Below are 15,000 nucleotides of genomic sequence, written 5' to 3'. Positions count from 1 at the left end.
TTGTCGGCGCTGATCTGGGCGGTTGACGGGCTATCCACGGTCGGGTTTACTTGAGTTATCGAACAATCATTCTAATAATGTGAGATCACGCCTTCCCCGTGATCATGCTGGCGGACCTGGGGGCGGAGGTGGGTTGTATGGGTTTGGAATCGCTCTCTCGGGGGGAGCAAATTGAGGCGTTGCGGCGGAAGATGGCCGCGGTCCCGGCTCGGGTCGAGCGGGCCGAGGAGGCGCGGCCCATGCTCCGAACCCTCCCCGTCGCGCAGGGGCCGCCAGCGTCGGAGGAGCCCGAGCGGAGTCCTGCCAGTGTCCGCGGGGTGCTCGCGGCCCCGCCGGGCCTCGCCGCGCTGTTGCCGGATGGGGGGCTCGCCCGCGGCTCGGTCACCTCGGTCACGGGCTCGACGTCCCTGCTGCTCGGCATGCTCGCGTCGGTCACGGCCGACGGCGGGCACGCGGCGGTGATCGGGCACAAGGGCCTGGGGCTGCTCGCGGCTGTGGAGATGGGTGCGGACCTGAGCAGGGTGGCGCTGGTCCCCGATCCGGGCGTGGACCGGGTCGGGGTGGCCGCAGTGCTGCTCGACGGCATGGATTTGGTGGTGCTGGACTTGGGCGGGCTGGTGGTGCCACCCAGCCGCTCTCGGGCGGTGGTGGCCCGCGCCCGAAATCGCGGTACCGCGCTGGTGGTCACAGATGGGGATTGGGAGGGCGCGGAGACGCGCATCGACTCGCAGGTCGGCAACTATGAGGGGCTCGGCGTGGGCTGCGGGCGGCTGCGCGGGCTGGAGCTCTCGGTCCGGGCGCGGGGGCGGTCCTTCCCGCTGCGCAGCGCCAGGCTCGGCCTGGGGCACGGCGAGGGCCAGGCAATGCAGTGGCGTGGGCTGACCACCGCCGCGGCCGTCCCTGTGATCGGGCGAGTGGGATGAGCGGCCGTCGGATCCTGGCCTTGTGGTGCCCGGACTGGCCCGCGGTGGCCGCGGCCGCGGATAAGGACCTCTCGCCCGCGCTGCCCGTCGCGGTGACCGCGGCGAACCGGGTGCTGGCGTGCACTGCGGTGGCTCGGGCGGCCGGGGTGCGGCGGGGCCTGCGGCGGCGCGAGGCGCAATCGCGCTGTCCGGAGCTGATGGTCCTGGCGGCGGACGAGGACCGCGACGCCCGGCTCTTCGAGCCCGTGGTGAGCGCGGTCGAGGAGATCGTCCCGGGCGTGGAGATCCTGCGCCCGGGTCTGCTGGTGCTCTCCGCGAACCGGGCCAGCCGTTACTTCGGCGACGAGCACGCGGTGGCCGAGCCGCTGATCGACGCCGCCGCCTCGGTGGGCGTCGAGTGCCAGGTGGGCATCGCCGACGAGCTGTCGACGGCTGTCGTCGCGGCCAAGGTCGCCCGCCTAGTGGCGCCGGGCGATGGGCCGTCGTTTCTGGCGCCGTTGCCGCTGTCCGCGCTGGTGGATGAGCCCAGCTTGGCCGGTCCGGGGCGTGCGGACTTAGTGGACCTGTTGCGGCGCATGGGGATTCGCACGCTCGGGGCTTTCGCCGGGCTGTCGCGGGTGGACGTCGCCTCTCGGTTCGGCGCGGACGCGGTGCGCGCGCACAGGCTGGCGTGCGGGGAGCCAGAGCGGGCACCCGCCCCGCGTGGGGTCGCGGTGGAGCTGGCGGTGGAGAAGGTGTGCGAGCCGCCGATCAACCGCGTGGACATGGCCGCGTTTGCCGGGCGCGAGCTCGCGGAGCGGCTGCACGCCGGGCTCGCCGCGGCGGGCGTGGCCTGCACCCGGCTGCTGATCCACGCGGTTACCGAGGCGGGGGAGGAGCACAGCCGCACCTGGCGCTGCGCCGAGCCACTCACCCCCGCGGGCACGGCGGATCGGGTGCGCTGGCAGATGGACGGTTGGCTCTCCGGCAAGAACGCCGCGAAGCCCAGCGCCGGCATCGCCGTGCTGCGGCTCGAGCCCGTGGAGGTCGTCTCCTCGGGCTCGCTGCAGCTGGGATTGTTCGGCGGCGCGGGGGAGGGGCAGGACCGTGCCCGACGCGCCGTCTCCCGGGTGCAGGGTCTGCTCGGCGGCGATGCCGTGCAGATCGGGGTGCGCAGCGGCGGGCGCGGGCCCGCGGAGCAGATCACGCTGCTGCCGTGGGGCGATCAGCTTCTGCCTCGGGCCGATCCGTCGGCGCCCTGGCCCGGACAGCTGCCCGCGCCCGCGCCGTCGGTGCTCAGCACAGAGGGGGAGCGGACTCCGGTGGAGCTGCTGGATGGCGTGGGCCATCCAGTGTTCGTGACCGCCCGCGGGATGTTCAGCGCGGACCCGCGGACCCTGCGCTGGTTGAAGAAGGCCTGGCGGGTGGAGCGGTGGGCGGGGCCGTGGCCGGTGGATGAGAGCTGGTGGGATCCGGTGCTGGGCCTCCGCGCGGCGCGGGCGCAGGTGCTGCCGGGGTCTCGTGATTCTGACGGGGAAAGCCCCGCACCCGCGCTGCTGCTGATCTGCCGGGGCGGGGCCTGGACGGTGGAGGGGAGGTACGAGTGATCGTCGGCCGTGGTCATGGGCCGGGGAGCGGGCGGACACATCACGAGGAAGGGAACGATCATGAATGCTGAACAGCTGCGCAAGTGGCAAGAAGCAGAGCTACAGGACATGCTCGACAAGATCGCCAAGCACGGTTGGGCGGTGCAGGGGGTGTTCGGCGACGCTGAGACCGAGGCGGCGCCGTTCGCGTACACCGTCGGGCTGACCGCGAAGAGGCTGCCGGAGCTCGTGATTTACGGGCTCGATGTCGGGCTTGCGGGGAATATCGTGAACTCGGCCGCCACGCAGATGATCGAGCGGGGCGAATTCGCCGCCGGCCAGGAGGTTGGCAGGTTGATCAAGCGCTTCGACATGGTGGCGATCGAGGTTCTGCTGCCGATCGACCTGAGGGTGGCGGCACAGATATACGGCCAGGTCCGTGCGATCCAGCTGGTGTGGCCGGACAAGGAGGGGCGCTTCCCATGGCAGGCCGGTTACGGGTTTCCGGCAAATGTGCAGCCGCTGATGGGAGTGGCTCCGGACGTGACGTGAGCGTGTCTCGGGTTTGGCATCGAGGTGACCCGCGAGGATATCGCCCCCTAGCGAGGACCTTGCACGTAGGTTTTCCTAGTCGGCCAGCCTCTCGAGCGCGGCGGACAGCCGGTGGATCGCGGACAGCGCATCCGCCAGCTCCGCTGGGTCCATCGCCTGGGCGAGTCGGCCGGCGAATGCGGAGTGGGTGGGGTTGATCTTGGCGATCGCCTCAAATCCCTGCTCGGTGGGCGCGACGAGCTTGGCGCGGCGATGCGCGGGATTGGGCTGATACTCGGCGAGGCCCTTCTCTACGAGAAGGTTGGCGATGCGCTGCACGCTCTGTCGGGTGATGCCCATCGTGCGGGCGATATCCGCAACGGGCAGCGGCCGGTCGAGGACTGCGCCGAGGACTTGCCACCACGCCGCGGTCAGACCGGCCGGCCGCGCGAGGTCCTCCGCGATCTCCAGAAACTGGCCGTTGAGCCGGAACGCGCCCAGGGCGAGGCCACTGAGGAGATCCTGCTCAGCCCGATCCTGTTTGGCACGTGCGCTCACTCCGCCATCAACTCGAAGAATCCGGCCGGGTCGCGGTCGCCGTAGAGCTTGAACCACGAAGCGAGCACGTGCGGCTCGAACACGTCGAGGCGCTCGAGGACCTCTCGTGCGAAGTGGGCTGGCGCGGTGCCGGAGGCGGTGATGAGGTCGCGGTCGGTGACGGCGGGCCGGTCGCGGTACAAGTGCGCGCCGGCGTAGCCGACGCCGTTGAGGAACTCGGCGGCGTTGCTGGTGTGCTCGCGGTCATCGAGCAGCCCGGCCAGGGCGAGTCCGCCGGTGGCGCCACAGATCGCGGCCACCGGGACGCCTGCGTCGAGGAAATCCCGGGCCTTCGCGGCGAAGGGTGCGAACTGCTCGGTGGGCCAGATGTCGTTGCCCGTGAGGATGAGCATCGCGCTGTCCCGGGGCTGCAGCTCGTCCAGCGTGAGGTCGGGGAGCACCCGCAGGCCGCCCATCGTCACGACCGGATCGCGGGTCAGCCCCACCGTCTGGACGGTGAATCGGCCGGGGCGCTTATGCCAGGTCGGCTTGTTGAGGTGGTCGATGGCGAGACCGATCTCCCAATCCACGAAGGTGTCATAGAGGGCTACATGCACGGTTTCCATAAGACAACATGCTGTCACTGTGACAACATGTTGTCAATAGGCCGACGGCATCAGGGAGGCGGGCATTGGCCGGGTCTGCCGGTCACGGCATCGAGGTGACGTCTAGCGCCATGCCCTGTCCGTCGGGCCGCGCCACATAGCCGAGCGCGACAAGGTGCTCGTCGCGGAAGGGGGTCTCGATCGTCTCCGCGCCGAGGTCCGCCAGGCGGTGGGTGATGGCGTGCGCGAGCTGCGCGACGACCGTGTCCGGAGTCCCAGCCGTCACCTCGAGCACCTCCACGTGCGCGGTGGTCTCGTCCGACCAGCGGGCCGCGGCCTGCCCGACAAACGGCAGTCCCTGTTCGTTGTTCACGTAGGCCTCAAGCCACACCGCGAGAACCTCGGCGTTACCCCATGCGAGCGGGAGGACCTCGGCAATGCCGAACTCACGCGAGCGTGGACCGGGTGTGTGAGGCGGCGCCGATAGGTGGATCACTCCGTAGATTCGACGTCGGGTGCCCCTGACGAGGAACCCCGTGCGCAGACCTTCCTGCCAGCGCCCCAATGCCTCGTAGGCGACTCCGCGGGGAGTGTCCATGGGTGGACCAGGTAGTTCGCCCCGGGTCTGGGGCAACCGCAAGGTCACGGCGAAGGTGTTCGGATTGCGGGCCCACCGGAAGTGCACGACGGCGGTAGCGCGCTCGAGGTGCACTCGGATCGGACGGAACTTCGAGTCCACCGCGCCGCGGACCCGGACGGCATCTCGCAATTGCCGCGCCGTGGCGGCCGAGGTGTCGGTGAGTCCGTCGAGGGGCAGGCCGGTCATCGCTAACCGCCAACCGCCGTCGGGCTCGGTGTGGGGATCCCGGATCCCCTCGGTCACCGCATACGGGCCGAACTGCGCGATATGCGCGAGCAATTCGGTCGACGACGGGTCTGGGTCGAGTTTCCGCGCGCCAGTGTTCCTTTCCCAGATCCGGGGCCATGCGGTGTTGTCCGGCGCGAGTAGCGGTGTGCCGTCGGGCGCCAGGAACAACACGTAGATCCGCTGCTTGAACCACATTCTGCTGCGTGCTTCGCCCGCGTCGGCCTGCCGAGTCAGCTCGTACGCGTAGTCCGACCATTGCCCCAGCAACGCGCGGGCCCAGGCCTCACCCTCTTCCTCTGGGACCGCGTCCGCGAGGTCGGTTCCCGCGGCCTCGCGATCGGGGTACTGGTCGGAATATCCCTGCACGTGGATCCGCAGGCACACAGGCTCCACGCCCGCCGGGAACGAGCCCACGTCCGCGCCATCCTGATAGCTGTGAGCGACGTGGATCCGCAGATGTGGTGTGGTCAGCGACGGACCCTCGACAGTGTCGGTGTCGACGGGCCACCGCGGATCCGGGTGCGAGGGCCAACCAGTGGCGGCGACATGGTTCAGCAGTTCCCGGTAGACGGCGATGCGATCGGCGAACTGTGTGGTCAGGAGTCTGGTCATAGCGGAGCGGTCAAGCGCGCCGCCGGGCTCAGCGGGCCTGGACATACTTTCGACGTGTCGGCATCTGGCCACGGTAGCGGATTCGCCGAGGTGGTGGGGAGTGCATGAGGTTATGCGGCGATGCCCTCCTTGAAGCCCTGGCGCCAGGAGGGACAGCGCAGCTCCCAGCCGAGCTCCCGCTTCGCCCTGGCATTGGAGAAGCCGCGGCCCTCGGTCATCATGGTCACCGCCGCGTCGCCGGCGAGCATCCGGGCGATCCATGCGGGCACATGGATCGGCGGCTTCGCTCCGGCGCACGAGGCCAGGTAGGGGAGCCATTCGCGGGCGGGGGCGGGCTCGTCGTCGACGACGTTGAACACGCCGGTGGCATGCTGCTACACCGCGAGCACGGTCGCATTCGCGGCGTCGTCGAGATGCACCCACGAGCTGTGGCCGGTGCCCTGCCCCACCAGTGGGAACTGGCGCTTGCGGACGAGCTCGAGCTGGTCGTCCGCGTCGCCGGCCTCGAGGACTGCGGCGGCCAGCAGGTGGTCCGTCCCCGCGGTGCGCAGCAGATTCGTCGTGGCGAACCAGCGGTCCATGTGTTTGATGTCGGGCTTGTCGGAGATGGCCGTCATCTCGTGGATGATCACCTCCGGCCGGGCCGCGACGACCGCCGCGCTGACCGACGACGCGTTGAGCCCGTCCATCACGACGGCGTCGGCACCGAGTTGCCGCAGGGAGTCGAGTTTGGCGGCATCCGTCGTCGTGGCCGTCACCTGATGGCCCCGGTCGACCAGTCTGGGCACCAGATACCGCGCCACAACCCCCGCGTCACCTGCCACAAATACCCGCATGACAACCACCTTCCGTGCTTCCGCATCGGCCGCCCACGCCAGTGAAAGGAGGGTCGGGCCGTCGGGGAGTACGGGAGCTTGTGAGGGGACGTGGAGATTGTCGGCGGTCCGGCAATTGGTGACCTAAACGATACGCCGACCAGTTCGCGCGCCGCAGCCGCTGATGGGCGTGGCTCCGAACTAGGGCGTCAGTTCGGCCGCATGATCAGGCACGTCGTGGTGCCGTGCGCGACGAGGCGGCCCGCGCTGTCGAAGACCTTGCCCTCGGCCGTGGCAGTGGTGCGGCCGACGTGGATGACGGTCCCGTGCCCGGTGATCTCCTCGGCGTCCAGGGGAACGGTGCGGATGTAATTGAGCTTGAGCTCCAGCGTCGTGTAGCCGACGCCGGCCGGCAGCGTCGAGTGCACGGCACAGCCCATCACGGAGTCCAGCAGTGTCGCGCAGATGCCGCCGTGCACGGAGCCGAGAGGGTTGGAGAAATCGGCGCGCGGCGTGATCGCGAACGAGACCTCGCCGTGCTCGATGGTCCGCGGGACCATGCCGAGGAGCTTGCCGATGCCGGGGCGGGGATCCTCCTGCGTGGTCATCCAACGCAGGAGTTCGAGGCCGGACATGGAGGCGGGGTTTAATGTCTGCGAGGTCATGGCGGTGACGATAGTAGACTGATCGGTATATTGGCAACGGGAGGTCCGATGACGGCAGGTCCGCGCGAGCGGCTGGTCATGAGCGCGATCGAGCTGGTGCGGCGCAAAGGAGTGGCGGGCACCGGGCTCACGGAGCTGCTCGAGCACAGCGGGGCGGCCCGGCGCTCGATCTACCAGCACTTCCCGCACGGCAAGGCCGAGCTGATCGAGGTCTCCACCCGCACCGCGGGCGAGTTCATGACCGCCCGGTTGGCCGCGCTGGTCGACGGCCGGCCCACCGCGGACGCGATGCGGGCGTTCGTAGAGCAGTGGAAGGGGGTCATCGCCGGCAGCGGCTACGAGTCCGGATGCCCCGTCGTCGGCGCCGCGCTCGGCCGCTCGGAGGCGCCCGGGGCCGCGGACGAGGCGGGAACGGCCATCGCGGATTGGGAGCGGGTGCTCACGGCGAGCCTGCGGCGCGACGGGGCGGACGACGCCATCGCGGAATCACTTGCGACGCTGGCTATCTCATCGATCGAGGGCGCTGTCATGCTCTCGCTCGCCGGGCAGTCCACCGACCCGCTCGACCGGGTCAGTGGGCACCTGGTGGAGCTGATCGAGCGGCACACAGGCACCTAGCGCAGCGGGGCGATCTTGGCCGCGAGCCGCTTCAGGTAGCTGAGGGTCCCGGCCTCGTGTCGCCGGGCAGTGACGCGTCGAACTTCGTGTTGTACTCCCTGGCGGAGCCGTCAGTCGACGGTGAGCTCGCCCATCAGCGACCACTCGGTGCCTTCGATAACGGTGTTGATGATCCGCGGCGTCTCGGTGAGGGCCGGCTGCAAGTCCCGCATCGCGTCGATGAAGTGCTGCCCCTGCACGTGCGTGACCGCGGCGGCCTCGTCGCGGAACGCCTCGACGAGCACGAACAGGTTGGGGTCCTCGACGGCGCGTGACCAGTAGAACCACAAGTTGCCGTCCTCAGCCCTGGTGGCGGCGGTGAACGGCGCAACTAGGTCCAGCCAGGTGTCGGCCAGCTCGGGCTTCACCTGGAAGTTGACGACGATGAAGATCATGACGCTCCTTAGTGTCCTGGACGCGCAGGTAGATTCGGTCCGTCGGGCGCGTCCCGCGGGCAATCCTACGCGGCGCAGGAGCCCGATCAGGTGCTCCTCGAGGCCGCCGACTACTCGTCCCTCTGGTGCGTGCTGGCGGCATTCCTGAGCCTGAGCCTGATCGTGTTCGGCCTTTTCTCGGCCCAACGCATCGACCAGCGTGGTTCTCCGATACCGGCGACGCCCGGTGGGTCAAGCTCGTAGCGTCACAGCCATGGAACCCGTGATCCAGATAGAGGGGCTCGTCAAGCGCTTCGGCAAGTTCACGGCGCTCGACGGGCTGGACCTGGAGGTCAAGCCCGGCGAGGTGCACGGCTTCCTCGGGCCGAACGGGTCCGGGAAATCGACCACCCTGCGCGTGCTGCTGGGGCTGCTGCGCGCCGACGCCGGCCACGTCGAGCTGCTCGGCGGTGACCCCTGGCGGGACATCGTCGCGCTACACCGCCGGCTGGCCTACGTGCCGGGCGATGTCAGCCTGTGGCCGAATCTGTCCGGCGGAGAGGCCATCGACCTGCTCGGCGCGCTGCGCGGCGGGCTCGACGAGTCCCGGCGTGCAGAGCTCCTTGAGCGCTTCGAGCTGGACCCCACCAAGCGCGGCCGCACGTACTCGAAGGGCAACCGGCAGAAGGTCGCGATCGTCGCGGCGCTGTCCTCGGACGTGGAACTGCTGATCCTCGATGAGCCCACCGCCGGCCTGGACCCGCTGATGGAGGCCGTCTTCCAGGAGGAGATCCTCGCGGAGAAGGCCCGTGGGCGCACGGTATTGCTCTCGAGTCACATCCTCAGCGAGGTTGAGGCGCTCGCAGACCGGGTGAGCATCATCCGTGACGGCGTCGTGGTGGAGACCGGATCGCTGGCCCAGATGCGCAAGCACACACGCACGACGGTGACCGCGGTGCTGGGCGCAGGCAACGCCGGGCTCGACGGGCTGCCCGGGGTGCGGGAACTGCGGGTGGACGGGGAGCGGGTGCGGATGTCGGTCGACGTCGAGCACCTCGGGCCGGTGATCGCGGAGCTCAGCGCCCGCGGCATCACGGCGCTGACCGTGGAGCCGCCCTCACTGCAGGAGCTGTTCTTGAGACATTACGGCGAGGAGTTGGCCGGGTGAGCAGCCTGCTGGCGGGCTTCCAGCCACTGCTCAAAGTCACGGCGCGCCAGGACATTCGACGCATCGCACCCTGGATCGTGCTGATCACAGCGCTCTCGGCCAGCTCCATCCTCGGCTACAACTGGATCTTCACGACGCCGGCCCAGCGCAAGGCTCTCTCCATCACCCTCGGCTCGAATCCGGTGTTCAGCCTCCTGTTCGGCCCGGCCGGGAACCTGGACACGGCAGACGGCTTCAACACCTGGCGGGCTTTGGCGCTCGGCGGGCTGTTCGCCGCGGTCATGGGCGGTCTGATCGTGGTGCGCAACACCCGGGCCAGCGAGGATTCCGGGCGCGACGAGTTGATCGCGTCGGGCGTCGTGGGCCGGCACACGAGGCTGCTGGTCGCGGTCGGGCTGGCGGGGCTCGCGTCTGTGGTCCTCGGGCTCGTCTGCCTGGCCGTCACCTGCGCCGCGGGCGGTGGAGTCACCGCCACGCTAGCCCTGGCGCTGACCTTCACCGCGTGCGGGCTGATGGGCGCGGGCCTCGGCGCGGTCGCCGCGCAGCTCGCGTCCGACGCGCGCACCGCCACCACCATCGTCGTCTCCACCATCGGCGCGGCATACCTGGTCCGCGGCTATGTCGACGCGAGTGGCAGCGCGGGGTGGGCGACTTGGCTCACGCCCTTCGGGTGGACCCAGCGGGTACGCCCGGCCGCGGAGAGCAACCTGTGGCCGCTGCTGCTGTGCCTGGCGCTGGCTGTGGTGCTCGTGGCCGTGTCCACCGCGTTGCTCGCCCGGCGAGATTTTGGCATGGGCCTGCTCCCTTCCACCCCAGGCCGAGGCCGCGGGGGGATCGTCACCAGCGTGTGGGGGTTCGCGCTGCGCCTCCAGCGGGGCACGGTGTGCGCATGGACCGCCGGGTTCGTGGTGCTGGGCGTCGTGTTCGGCTTCCTGTTCGGCTCGATAGCAGACCTGTTCACCGGGAACGCCGAGCTGGTGCGGCTGCTCACCGCCGGCGGGGCGTCGTCGAACCTCACCTTCGAGTACATCCGCACGCTACTCAAGATCCTCGCGATCCTCGCCGCCGCCTACGGCCTGCAGCTCGTCCTTCGCGTGTGCGAGGAGGAGGTGGCCGGGCGCGGTGAGCTGGTCCTCGCTGGGGCGGTGACGCGGACCCGGTACTTTGCCACCCACGTGGTGCTGGCCCTGGTCGGTCCGGCGCTGGCGATGGTGGTGGGCGGGGTGGGGATCGGGGCGATCGCGGCGGCGCGGGGGACCGCCGGGATCGGGGTTGGCGACGTGGTGCTCCAGGCAGTCGCGACCGTGCCGTCGGTGTGGCTGCTCACTGGCTTCGGCGTGGCGTTTGTGGGCGCGGCGCCGAGGTTTCGGGAACTCGCCTGGCTGGGGGTGGTGAGTACCTTCGCGCTGACGATCCTGGGCCCAATGTTCCGGTTGTGGGATTGGGTGCTGGCGATCAGCCCGCTATGGTTCACCCCGAATGTGCTTGTGCCAGGTGTGGATTGGGTGGGATCGGTGGTGCTGATCGTGATCGCGGCGGCGCTGGTCGCCATCGGTTTCGCCGGATACGGCAAGCGGGATATCGCGGGCGCCTCCTGATCCGCGGGCGTGGGAGTATGGCCCGGTGACCGACTTCGGACTTCCCTCTGCCACCTCGCCACAGCCGCACCCAGGGGACTTCGCCAGGGCGGTGTGGGTGGCGTCGGCGCCGGTCGCACTGGGGTTCCTCACGGTGGCGTTGATGCTCGTTTGCGGCCTCCTGGACCTGCCGCTTCCTGACGTGCTGGCGGGATTCGGCTTGGTTAGCGTTTTCGGGATGGTGGTATTCCTGCCGCTGATGGCGATCGCCTGTGGCGGCGGAGTGTGCTTCCAGAGGAGCTTCTGGGTGGGGCGGTCGATCGTGTCCGCCGTGAACGCCGCGACGGTTGGATTCATCGGGCTTCTGCTCTTTGGCATGGTGGCCGAGCTACTCCACCCCGAGCATCGCGACCCGTACGCTTTCGCGCCGGCGACCACCCTCGGCAGCCTCGTCGTGTTCGCGATCCCGTACGGCGCGATGGTCGTTGCGAATGTGTGGGTGGCCGTGCGGCTCTGGTGGCGTCGGGCCCGAAACCGGCCGATCGTTGTTAGCCTCGCCCAATGGCATTCACAAAGTCAGACGGCGTCTTCCTCGGCTGGGCGGCGGCCTATGTCGTCTCGCAGGCCAACATCCTCCGCACATTGGGACCGGCCGGACCCAAGCTGCTGAAGATCCAGACAGCCACCTCCGCGGAGTCCTATCGGGCGGTCTTGGAAGGCATGGACACGCGCGAGCTGGCCGGATACCGGGCGCACTATCCCCTGGACATGGTCCACCCGGTGATCTACGCGCTGGCGCTGCGGGCCGGGGCGCGGGCCTTGGGCTCCCGGTCCCCGCTGTCGCCGCGGACGAGGAGATTCCTCGAGATCGCGCCGGTGGCCTCCGCCGCCGGGGACTACATCGAGAACGTGGTGGGCTGGCACCTGATCGACAACCGCCAGCACATCACCGACACCGGCACCCGGGTCGTGTCCGCGATCAGCACCGCCAAATGGGCGCTGGCCCTGGGCTCCCTCGGGTACATCGCGCAAGGGCTAGCGCGCTCGCCGCGCTGAGCTGAAACCGTAGAATCGCGGAATGGACGCAGACACTCTGGCCAGGTGCTTCGAGGGGCATCGGCCGCATCTGCTGTCGGTGGCGTACCGGCTCACGGGCAGCGTCGCCGACGCGGAGGATGCGGTGCAGGATGCCTGGCTGCGGCTGGACCGGGCAGGCGATCCCGCCGAGATCGAGGACCTGCGGGCCTGGCTGACGACGGTGGTCGGCCGGCTGTGCCTGGACCATCTGCGGTCGGCGGCCGTCCGACGCGAGAAGTACGTGGGCCAGTGGCTGCCGGAGCCGATCGTCACCCCGCTGTCCGGCGCCCGCCCGCAGGACCCACTGGACGCGGTGGTGCGCGACGAGGACAACCGTCTGGCCGCACTGGTCGTCCTGGACACGCTGGGCCCGGACCAGCGGGTGGCGTTTGTGCTGCATGACGGGTTCGGTGTGCCCTTCGCCGAGATCGCCGCCGTGCTGGGAATCTCCGCGGCGGCGGCGCGGCAGTCTGCCTCCCGCGCACGGAGGATCGCGGAGGCGGCGCCAGTGCTCGCGCCTAAAGCCGAGCACGACGCGGGGGTGCAGGCGTTGCTGGCCGCGGTCGCGTCGGGCGAGGTGGCCGCCGTAGTGCGGGCACTGCACCCGGACGCCCGGTTCATCGGCGACGCCGGCGGCACCAGTCGCACCGCGCCCAACATCCTCACCGGCCCCGACCACGTCGGGCGATTCCTGCTGGGCCTCACACGCATGTACGGCGCGGACGACCTGCTGGCCTTGGAACCGGTGCTGGTCAACGGGCAACTCGGTTTGCTGCACCGGGGGCGTCTGGGGGATCCCGCCACCGGGCGACGCGAGATCACTCGCCGCGTCGTCGCCTGCGCCGTGCGCGATGGCGTCGTGTGGGCCGGCTACGACATGGTCAATCCCGCGAAGCTCGGCGGCGTCCGGCTGTGATTAGCCCTGCTCTGTCACGTCCTGATCCGCCCACGGCACTCGGCACGCGCCTGTGCTGGAATCCTGAGCGCTGAACCCCTGCTCATGGATGCCCAGCGCCGAATTCATGCGCGCCCGCAGGTTCTCGAGCCCGATCTGATAGGTCAGCTCTATTAGTCCGTCCCGGCCGAAGCGCCGTTCGAGGTCCGCCACCTGTGCGTCCGTCACCTCCGTGGCGACGTCCCCGGTCATGGCATCGGCGTAGGCGATCGCGGCCCGCTCGTCCTCGCTGTAGAGCTCGGAGGTCGAGTAGTCGGCGATGTGGGCGAGCCGCTCGGTGTCGAGGCCGTCGAGTCGCTGGAGCATGGTGCCGAAATCCACGCACCACGAGCAGCCAATGGTCCAGGCGGTGCGGTACACGGCGATGTCGCGGATATTGGCGGGCAGCACTTTCGACGCGCGCTCAGCCATCAACTCATGGACGGTGCTAGCGCGGGCGAGGCCGGGGTGGTGCAGGGTCACGGCGAACGGCTCGGGCACTTCGCCGTACTTGCGGGCCGCGATGCGGTAGGACAGCTTCGTCATCGGCCCGGCGTCGGCGGGGGAGACTGCGGGGATGCGCGCCATGGTGGACTCCTGTGCTCGGGGAGGCCGCGGTGGGGCCTCCTGCAAATGGGACGAGGCGGCGGCTCGGAATGTGACCGGCTTGTGTCGCCGATGTCAGAGGGCAGGAATAAGATCTCGCTCAAACGCCGATCGAAGGGGACGATCATGAGCCGCAACAACCAGCAGAATCGGGCCGCCCGCAAGCGGAAGCAACAGCGGCGTGATCAGCGGCAGTCCGGTCGGGGTCGCAGTGGGGGAGGCGCTGGGAACTGGCTCTCCGAGGTGGAGGAGTTGGTATATGCCGGGATCGACTACGCGGCGCGCGGCAGCTCCCACGCGGCGTATCTGAGCAACGTGGTGGCGGAGCTGACGGAGCGGGACACCCACCCGGATCGCGCGATTGCGGATGCCCGGCTGTCGGAAATGTTCGACCTGACCCTCGACGGTCTTTTCGCGAACGGATGGCAGCCTGCGGAGGCGGTGCACTGTGTGCGCAGGGAGTTCGATGCGCGGGCTACGCGCCTGGTGACCACCGCAGTCGGCTATCACGCCTCGCGCACCAGCGCCCACACGACGGCTCCGGCACAGTGGCGAGAACAGCTCGAGGAAATGAAGCTGCCCGCCTTCCTCCCCACTCAGGCAATGGTGACGCACTGGCGGCAATCAGAGGGCGGCGACCCCGCAAAGGCATGGACGGCGATCCTGCAGGTCCTCGGGCACTGCGGCCGGCTACCGAGGATGGAGCCTCTGATCCCGGTCCCCTCGAAGTGGGGCCGCGCGAGCGCCCGGCCCTCAGGTCGTAGCGGGGCGGATCCGCGTGTGCTCGCCAGGATCCGCGGACTGCTGGCGAAGGCGGAGTCGACGACGTTCGCCGCGGAGGCCGAGTCGCTCTCCGCGAAGGCCCAGGACCTGATGACCCGCTATGCGCTCGACAGCGCGGTCGTCGACGCGGATGATGGCGCCTCGCTCGTCGATGAGGTGCGCACGCGTCGACTGCTCATCGACAACCCGTATCCGGAAGCGAAGATGCAGCTGCTCAATAGCGTCGCCAATGCGAACGGCATTCAGGCGCTCTGGCATGGCGGGCTGGGCCTGGCCAGCTGCGTCGGCCTGCCCGTGGACCTGGACCTGTGCGAATTGCTCTACACCTCCTTGCTGGTGCAGGCATCGAACGCGATGGCGGAGGCCGGCGGCGGGCAGCGATTGAACCGTGCGCCGAGCTTTCGACGGTCCTTCCTGATCGGTTTCGCCCACCGGATCGGGGAGCGGTTGCTGGAGGCGAAGGAGGGGGCCAGCCGGGAGGCGGAGGTCCAGTATGGGACGCAACTGGTGCCGATCATGGCGGCCCGGGCCGAAGCGGTAGGAGAGGTGTTCGAGCGGCAATTTCCTGAGGTGGGCCAGACGTCGACCGCCGTCACCAACGGGGCTGGCTGGCGTGCGGGGCAGGTGGCGGCGGAGCTCGCGGATCTGACGGGGCATCGGGAGCGGATCTCGGAGCGGATCTGATGCCACCATTGACAATCCC

General features: G+C 69.5%; 17 protein-coding genes. 9 read left to right on the top strand and 8 right to left on the bottom strand.

Annotation, left to right across the window (positions count from 1 at the left end; all coding sequences use genetic code 11):
• Positions 1-137 precede the first annotated feature (137 nt).
• Genes imuA' through TBIF_RS06960 form a run of 3 tightly spaced genes read left to right on the top strand, consistent with a single transcriptional unit; the run spans position 138 to position 3,040 of the window.
• Entirely contained in the window at positions 138-923 is a 786-nt protein-coding gene (gene imuA', locus TBIF_RS06970; RefSeq protein WP_051461401.1) for a DnaE2-dependent mutagenesis accessory factor ImuA', read from the top strand.
• On the top strand, positions 920-2,509 hold the full coding sequence (locus tag TBIF_RS06965) for a DNA polymerase Y family protein (protein ID WP_024794115.1): 1,590 nt from the start codon (positions 920-922) through the stop codon (positions 2,507-2,509). Before imuA' ends, TBIF_RS06965 begins: the two co-directional genes overlap by 4 nt.
• Positions 2,510-2,569: 60 nt before the next feature.
• Entirely contained in the window at positions 2,570-3,040 is a 471-nt protein-coding gene (locus tag TBIF_RS06960; protein ID WP_024794114.1) for a DUF4262 domain-containing protein, read from the top strand.
• Between the two features lie 75 nt (positions 3,041-3,115).
• Here the strand turns inward: TBIF_RS06960 and TBIF_RS23105 are convergent, their stop codons facing one another.
• From TBIF_RS23105 to TBIF_RS06935, 6 genes are all read right to left on the bottom strand, one after another.
• The gene (locus tag TBIF_RS23105) at positions 3,116-3,577 is read right to left on the bottom strand and encodes a MarR family winged helix-turn-helix transcriptional regulator (RefSeq protein ID WP_038170207.1); all 462 of its coding nucleotides are present in this window, start codon (positions 3,575-3,577) and stop codon (positions 3,116-3,118) included.
• The gene (locus tag TBIF_RS06950) at positions 3,574-4,182 is read right to left on the bottom strand and encodes a type 1 glutamine amidotransferase family protein (protein ID WP_024794113.1); all 609 of its coding nucleotides are present in this window, start codon (positions 4,180-4,182) and stop codon (positions 3,574-3,576) included. Before TBIF_RS06950 ends, TBIF_RS23105 begins: the two co-directional genes overlap by 4 nt.
• An 82-nt stretch (positions 4,183-4,264) precedes the next feature.
• Positions 4,265-5,641 carry a hypothetical protein gene (locus tag TBIF_RS06945; RefSeq protein ID WP_235174562.1) on the bottom strand — a complete coding sequence of 459 codons (1,377 nt, stop codon included), beginning with the start codon at positions 5,639-5,641 and terminating at the stop codon, positions 4,265-4,267.
• A 110-nt stretch (positions 5,642-5,751) separates the two neighbouring features.
• Entirely contained in the window at positions 5,752-6,000 is a 249-nt protein-coding gene (locus TBIF_RS25985) for an NAD-dependent epimerase/dehydratase family protein (protein WP_200182833.1), read from the bottom strand.
• Between the two features lie 15 nt (positions 6,001-6,015).
• Positions 6,016-6,477, bottom strand: a complete 462-nt coding sequence (locus tag TBIF_RS25980; RefSeq protein WP_200182834.1) for an NAD-dependent epimerase/dehydratase family protein — start codon at positions 6,475-6,477, stop codon at positions 6,016-6,018.
• A 188-nt stretch (positions 6,478-6,665) separates the two neighbouring features.
• Positions 6,666-7,121, bottom strand: coding sequence for a PaaI family thioesterase (locus TBIF_RS06935; protein WP_038170203.1), 456 nt, complete (start codon positions 7,119-7,121; stop codon positions 6,666-6,668).
• Positions 7,122-7,169: 48 nt separating this feature from the next.
• Here TBIF_RS06935 and TBIF_RS06930 point away from each other — a divergent pair, with 48 nt between their 5' ends.
• The gene (locus TBIF_RS06930; protein ID WP_024794110.1) at positions 7,170-7,739 is read left to right on the top strand and encodes a TetR/AcrR family transcriptional regulator; all 570 of its coding nucleotides are present in this window, start codon (positions 7,170-7,172) and stop codon (positions 7,737-7,739) included.
• A gap of 110 nt (positions 7,740-7,849) precedes the next feature.
• On the opposite strand, the gene TBIF_RS06925 is transcribed toward TBIF_RS06930, so the two are convergent.
• On the bottom strand, positions 7,850-8,173 hold the full coding sequence (locus TBIF_RS06925) for a putative quinol monooxygenase (RefSeq protein ID WP_024794109.1): 324 nt from the start codon (positions 8,171-8,173) through the stop codon (positions 7,850-7,852).
• Between the two features lie 253 nt (positions 8,174-8,426).
• Between TBIF_RS06925 and TBIF_RS06915 the strand changes: the two genes are divergently transcribed.
• The 4 genes from TBIF_RS06915 (at position 8,427) to sigJ (ending at position 12,890) form a co-directional block, all read left to right on the top strand.
• Positions 8,427-9,320, top strand: a complete 894-nt coding sequence (locus TBIF_RS06915) for an ABC transporter ATP-binding protein (protein ID WP_024794108.1) — start codon at positions 8,427-8,429, stop codon at positions 9,318-9,320.
• Positions 9,317-10,918 (top strand): ABC transporter permease, encoded by a 1,602-nt coding sequence (locus tag TBIF_RS06910; protein WP_024794107.1) that lies wholly within the window; start codon positions 9,317-9,319, stop codon positions 10,916-10,918. The genes TBIF_RS06915 and TBIF_RS06910 overlap by 4 nt, the downstream gene beginning before the upstream one ends.
• Positions 10,919-11,458: 540 nt before the next feature.
• Positions 11,459-11,953: a hypothetical protein gene (locus TBIF_RS06905; RefSeq protein WP_024794106.1), complete on the top strand. Its 495-nt coding sequence runs from the start codon at positions 11,459-11,461 to the stop codon at positions 11,951-11,953.
• Positions 11,954-11,975: 22 nt separating this feature from the next.
• Positions 11,976-12,890, top strand: a complete 915-nt coding sequence (gene sigJ / locus TBIF_RS23095) for an RNA polymerase sigma factor SigJ (protein ID WP_038170195.1) — start codon at positions 11,976-11,978, stop codon at positions 12,888-12,890.
• Here sigJ and TBIF_RS06895 read toward each other — a convergent pair whose 3' ends face one another.
• Positions 12,891-13,496: a carboxymuconolactone decarboxylase family protein gene (locus TBIF_RS06895; protein WP_024794105.1), complete on the bottom strand. Its 606-nt coding sequence runs from the start codon at positions 13,494-13,496 to the stop codon at positions 12,891-12,893.
• A 144-nt stretch (positions 13,497-13,640) separates the two neighbouring features.
• On the opposite strand from TBIF_RS06895, the gene TBIF_RS06890 reads away from it, so the two are divergent.
• Positions 13,641-14,981 (top strand): DUF2786 domain-containing protein, encoded by a 1,341-nt coding sequence (locus TBIF_RS06890; RefSeq protein WP_024794104.1) that lies wholly within the window; start codon positions 13,641-13,643, stop codon positions 14,979-14,981.
• The last annotated feature ends 19 nt before the right edge of the window (positions 14,982-15,000 follow it).

Source organism: Tomitella biformata AHU 1821, assembly GCF_000524475.1.
Classification (GTDB): Bacteria; Actinomycetota; Actinomycetes; order Mycobacteriales; family Mycobacteriaceae; genus Tomitella; species Tomitella biformata.
This window is presented reverse-complemented; position numbering and strand designations above follow the sequence as displayed.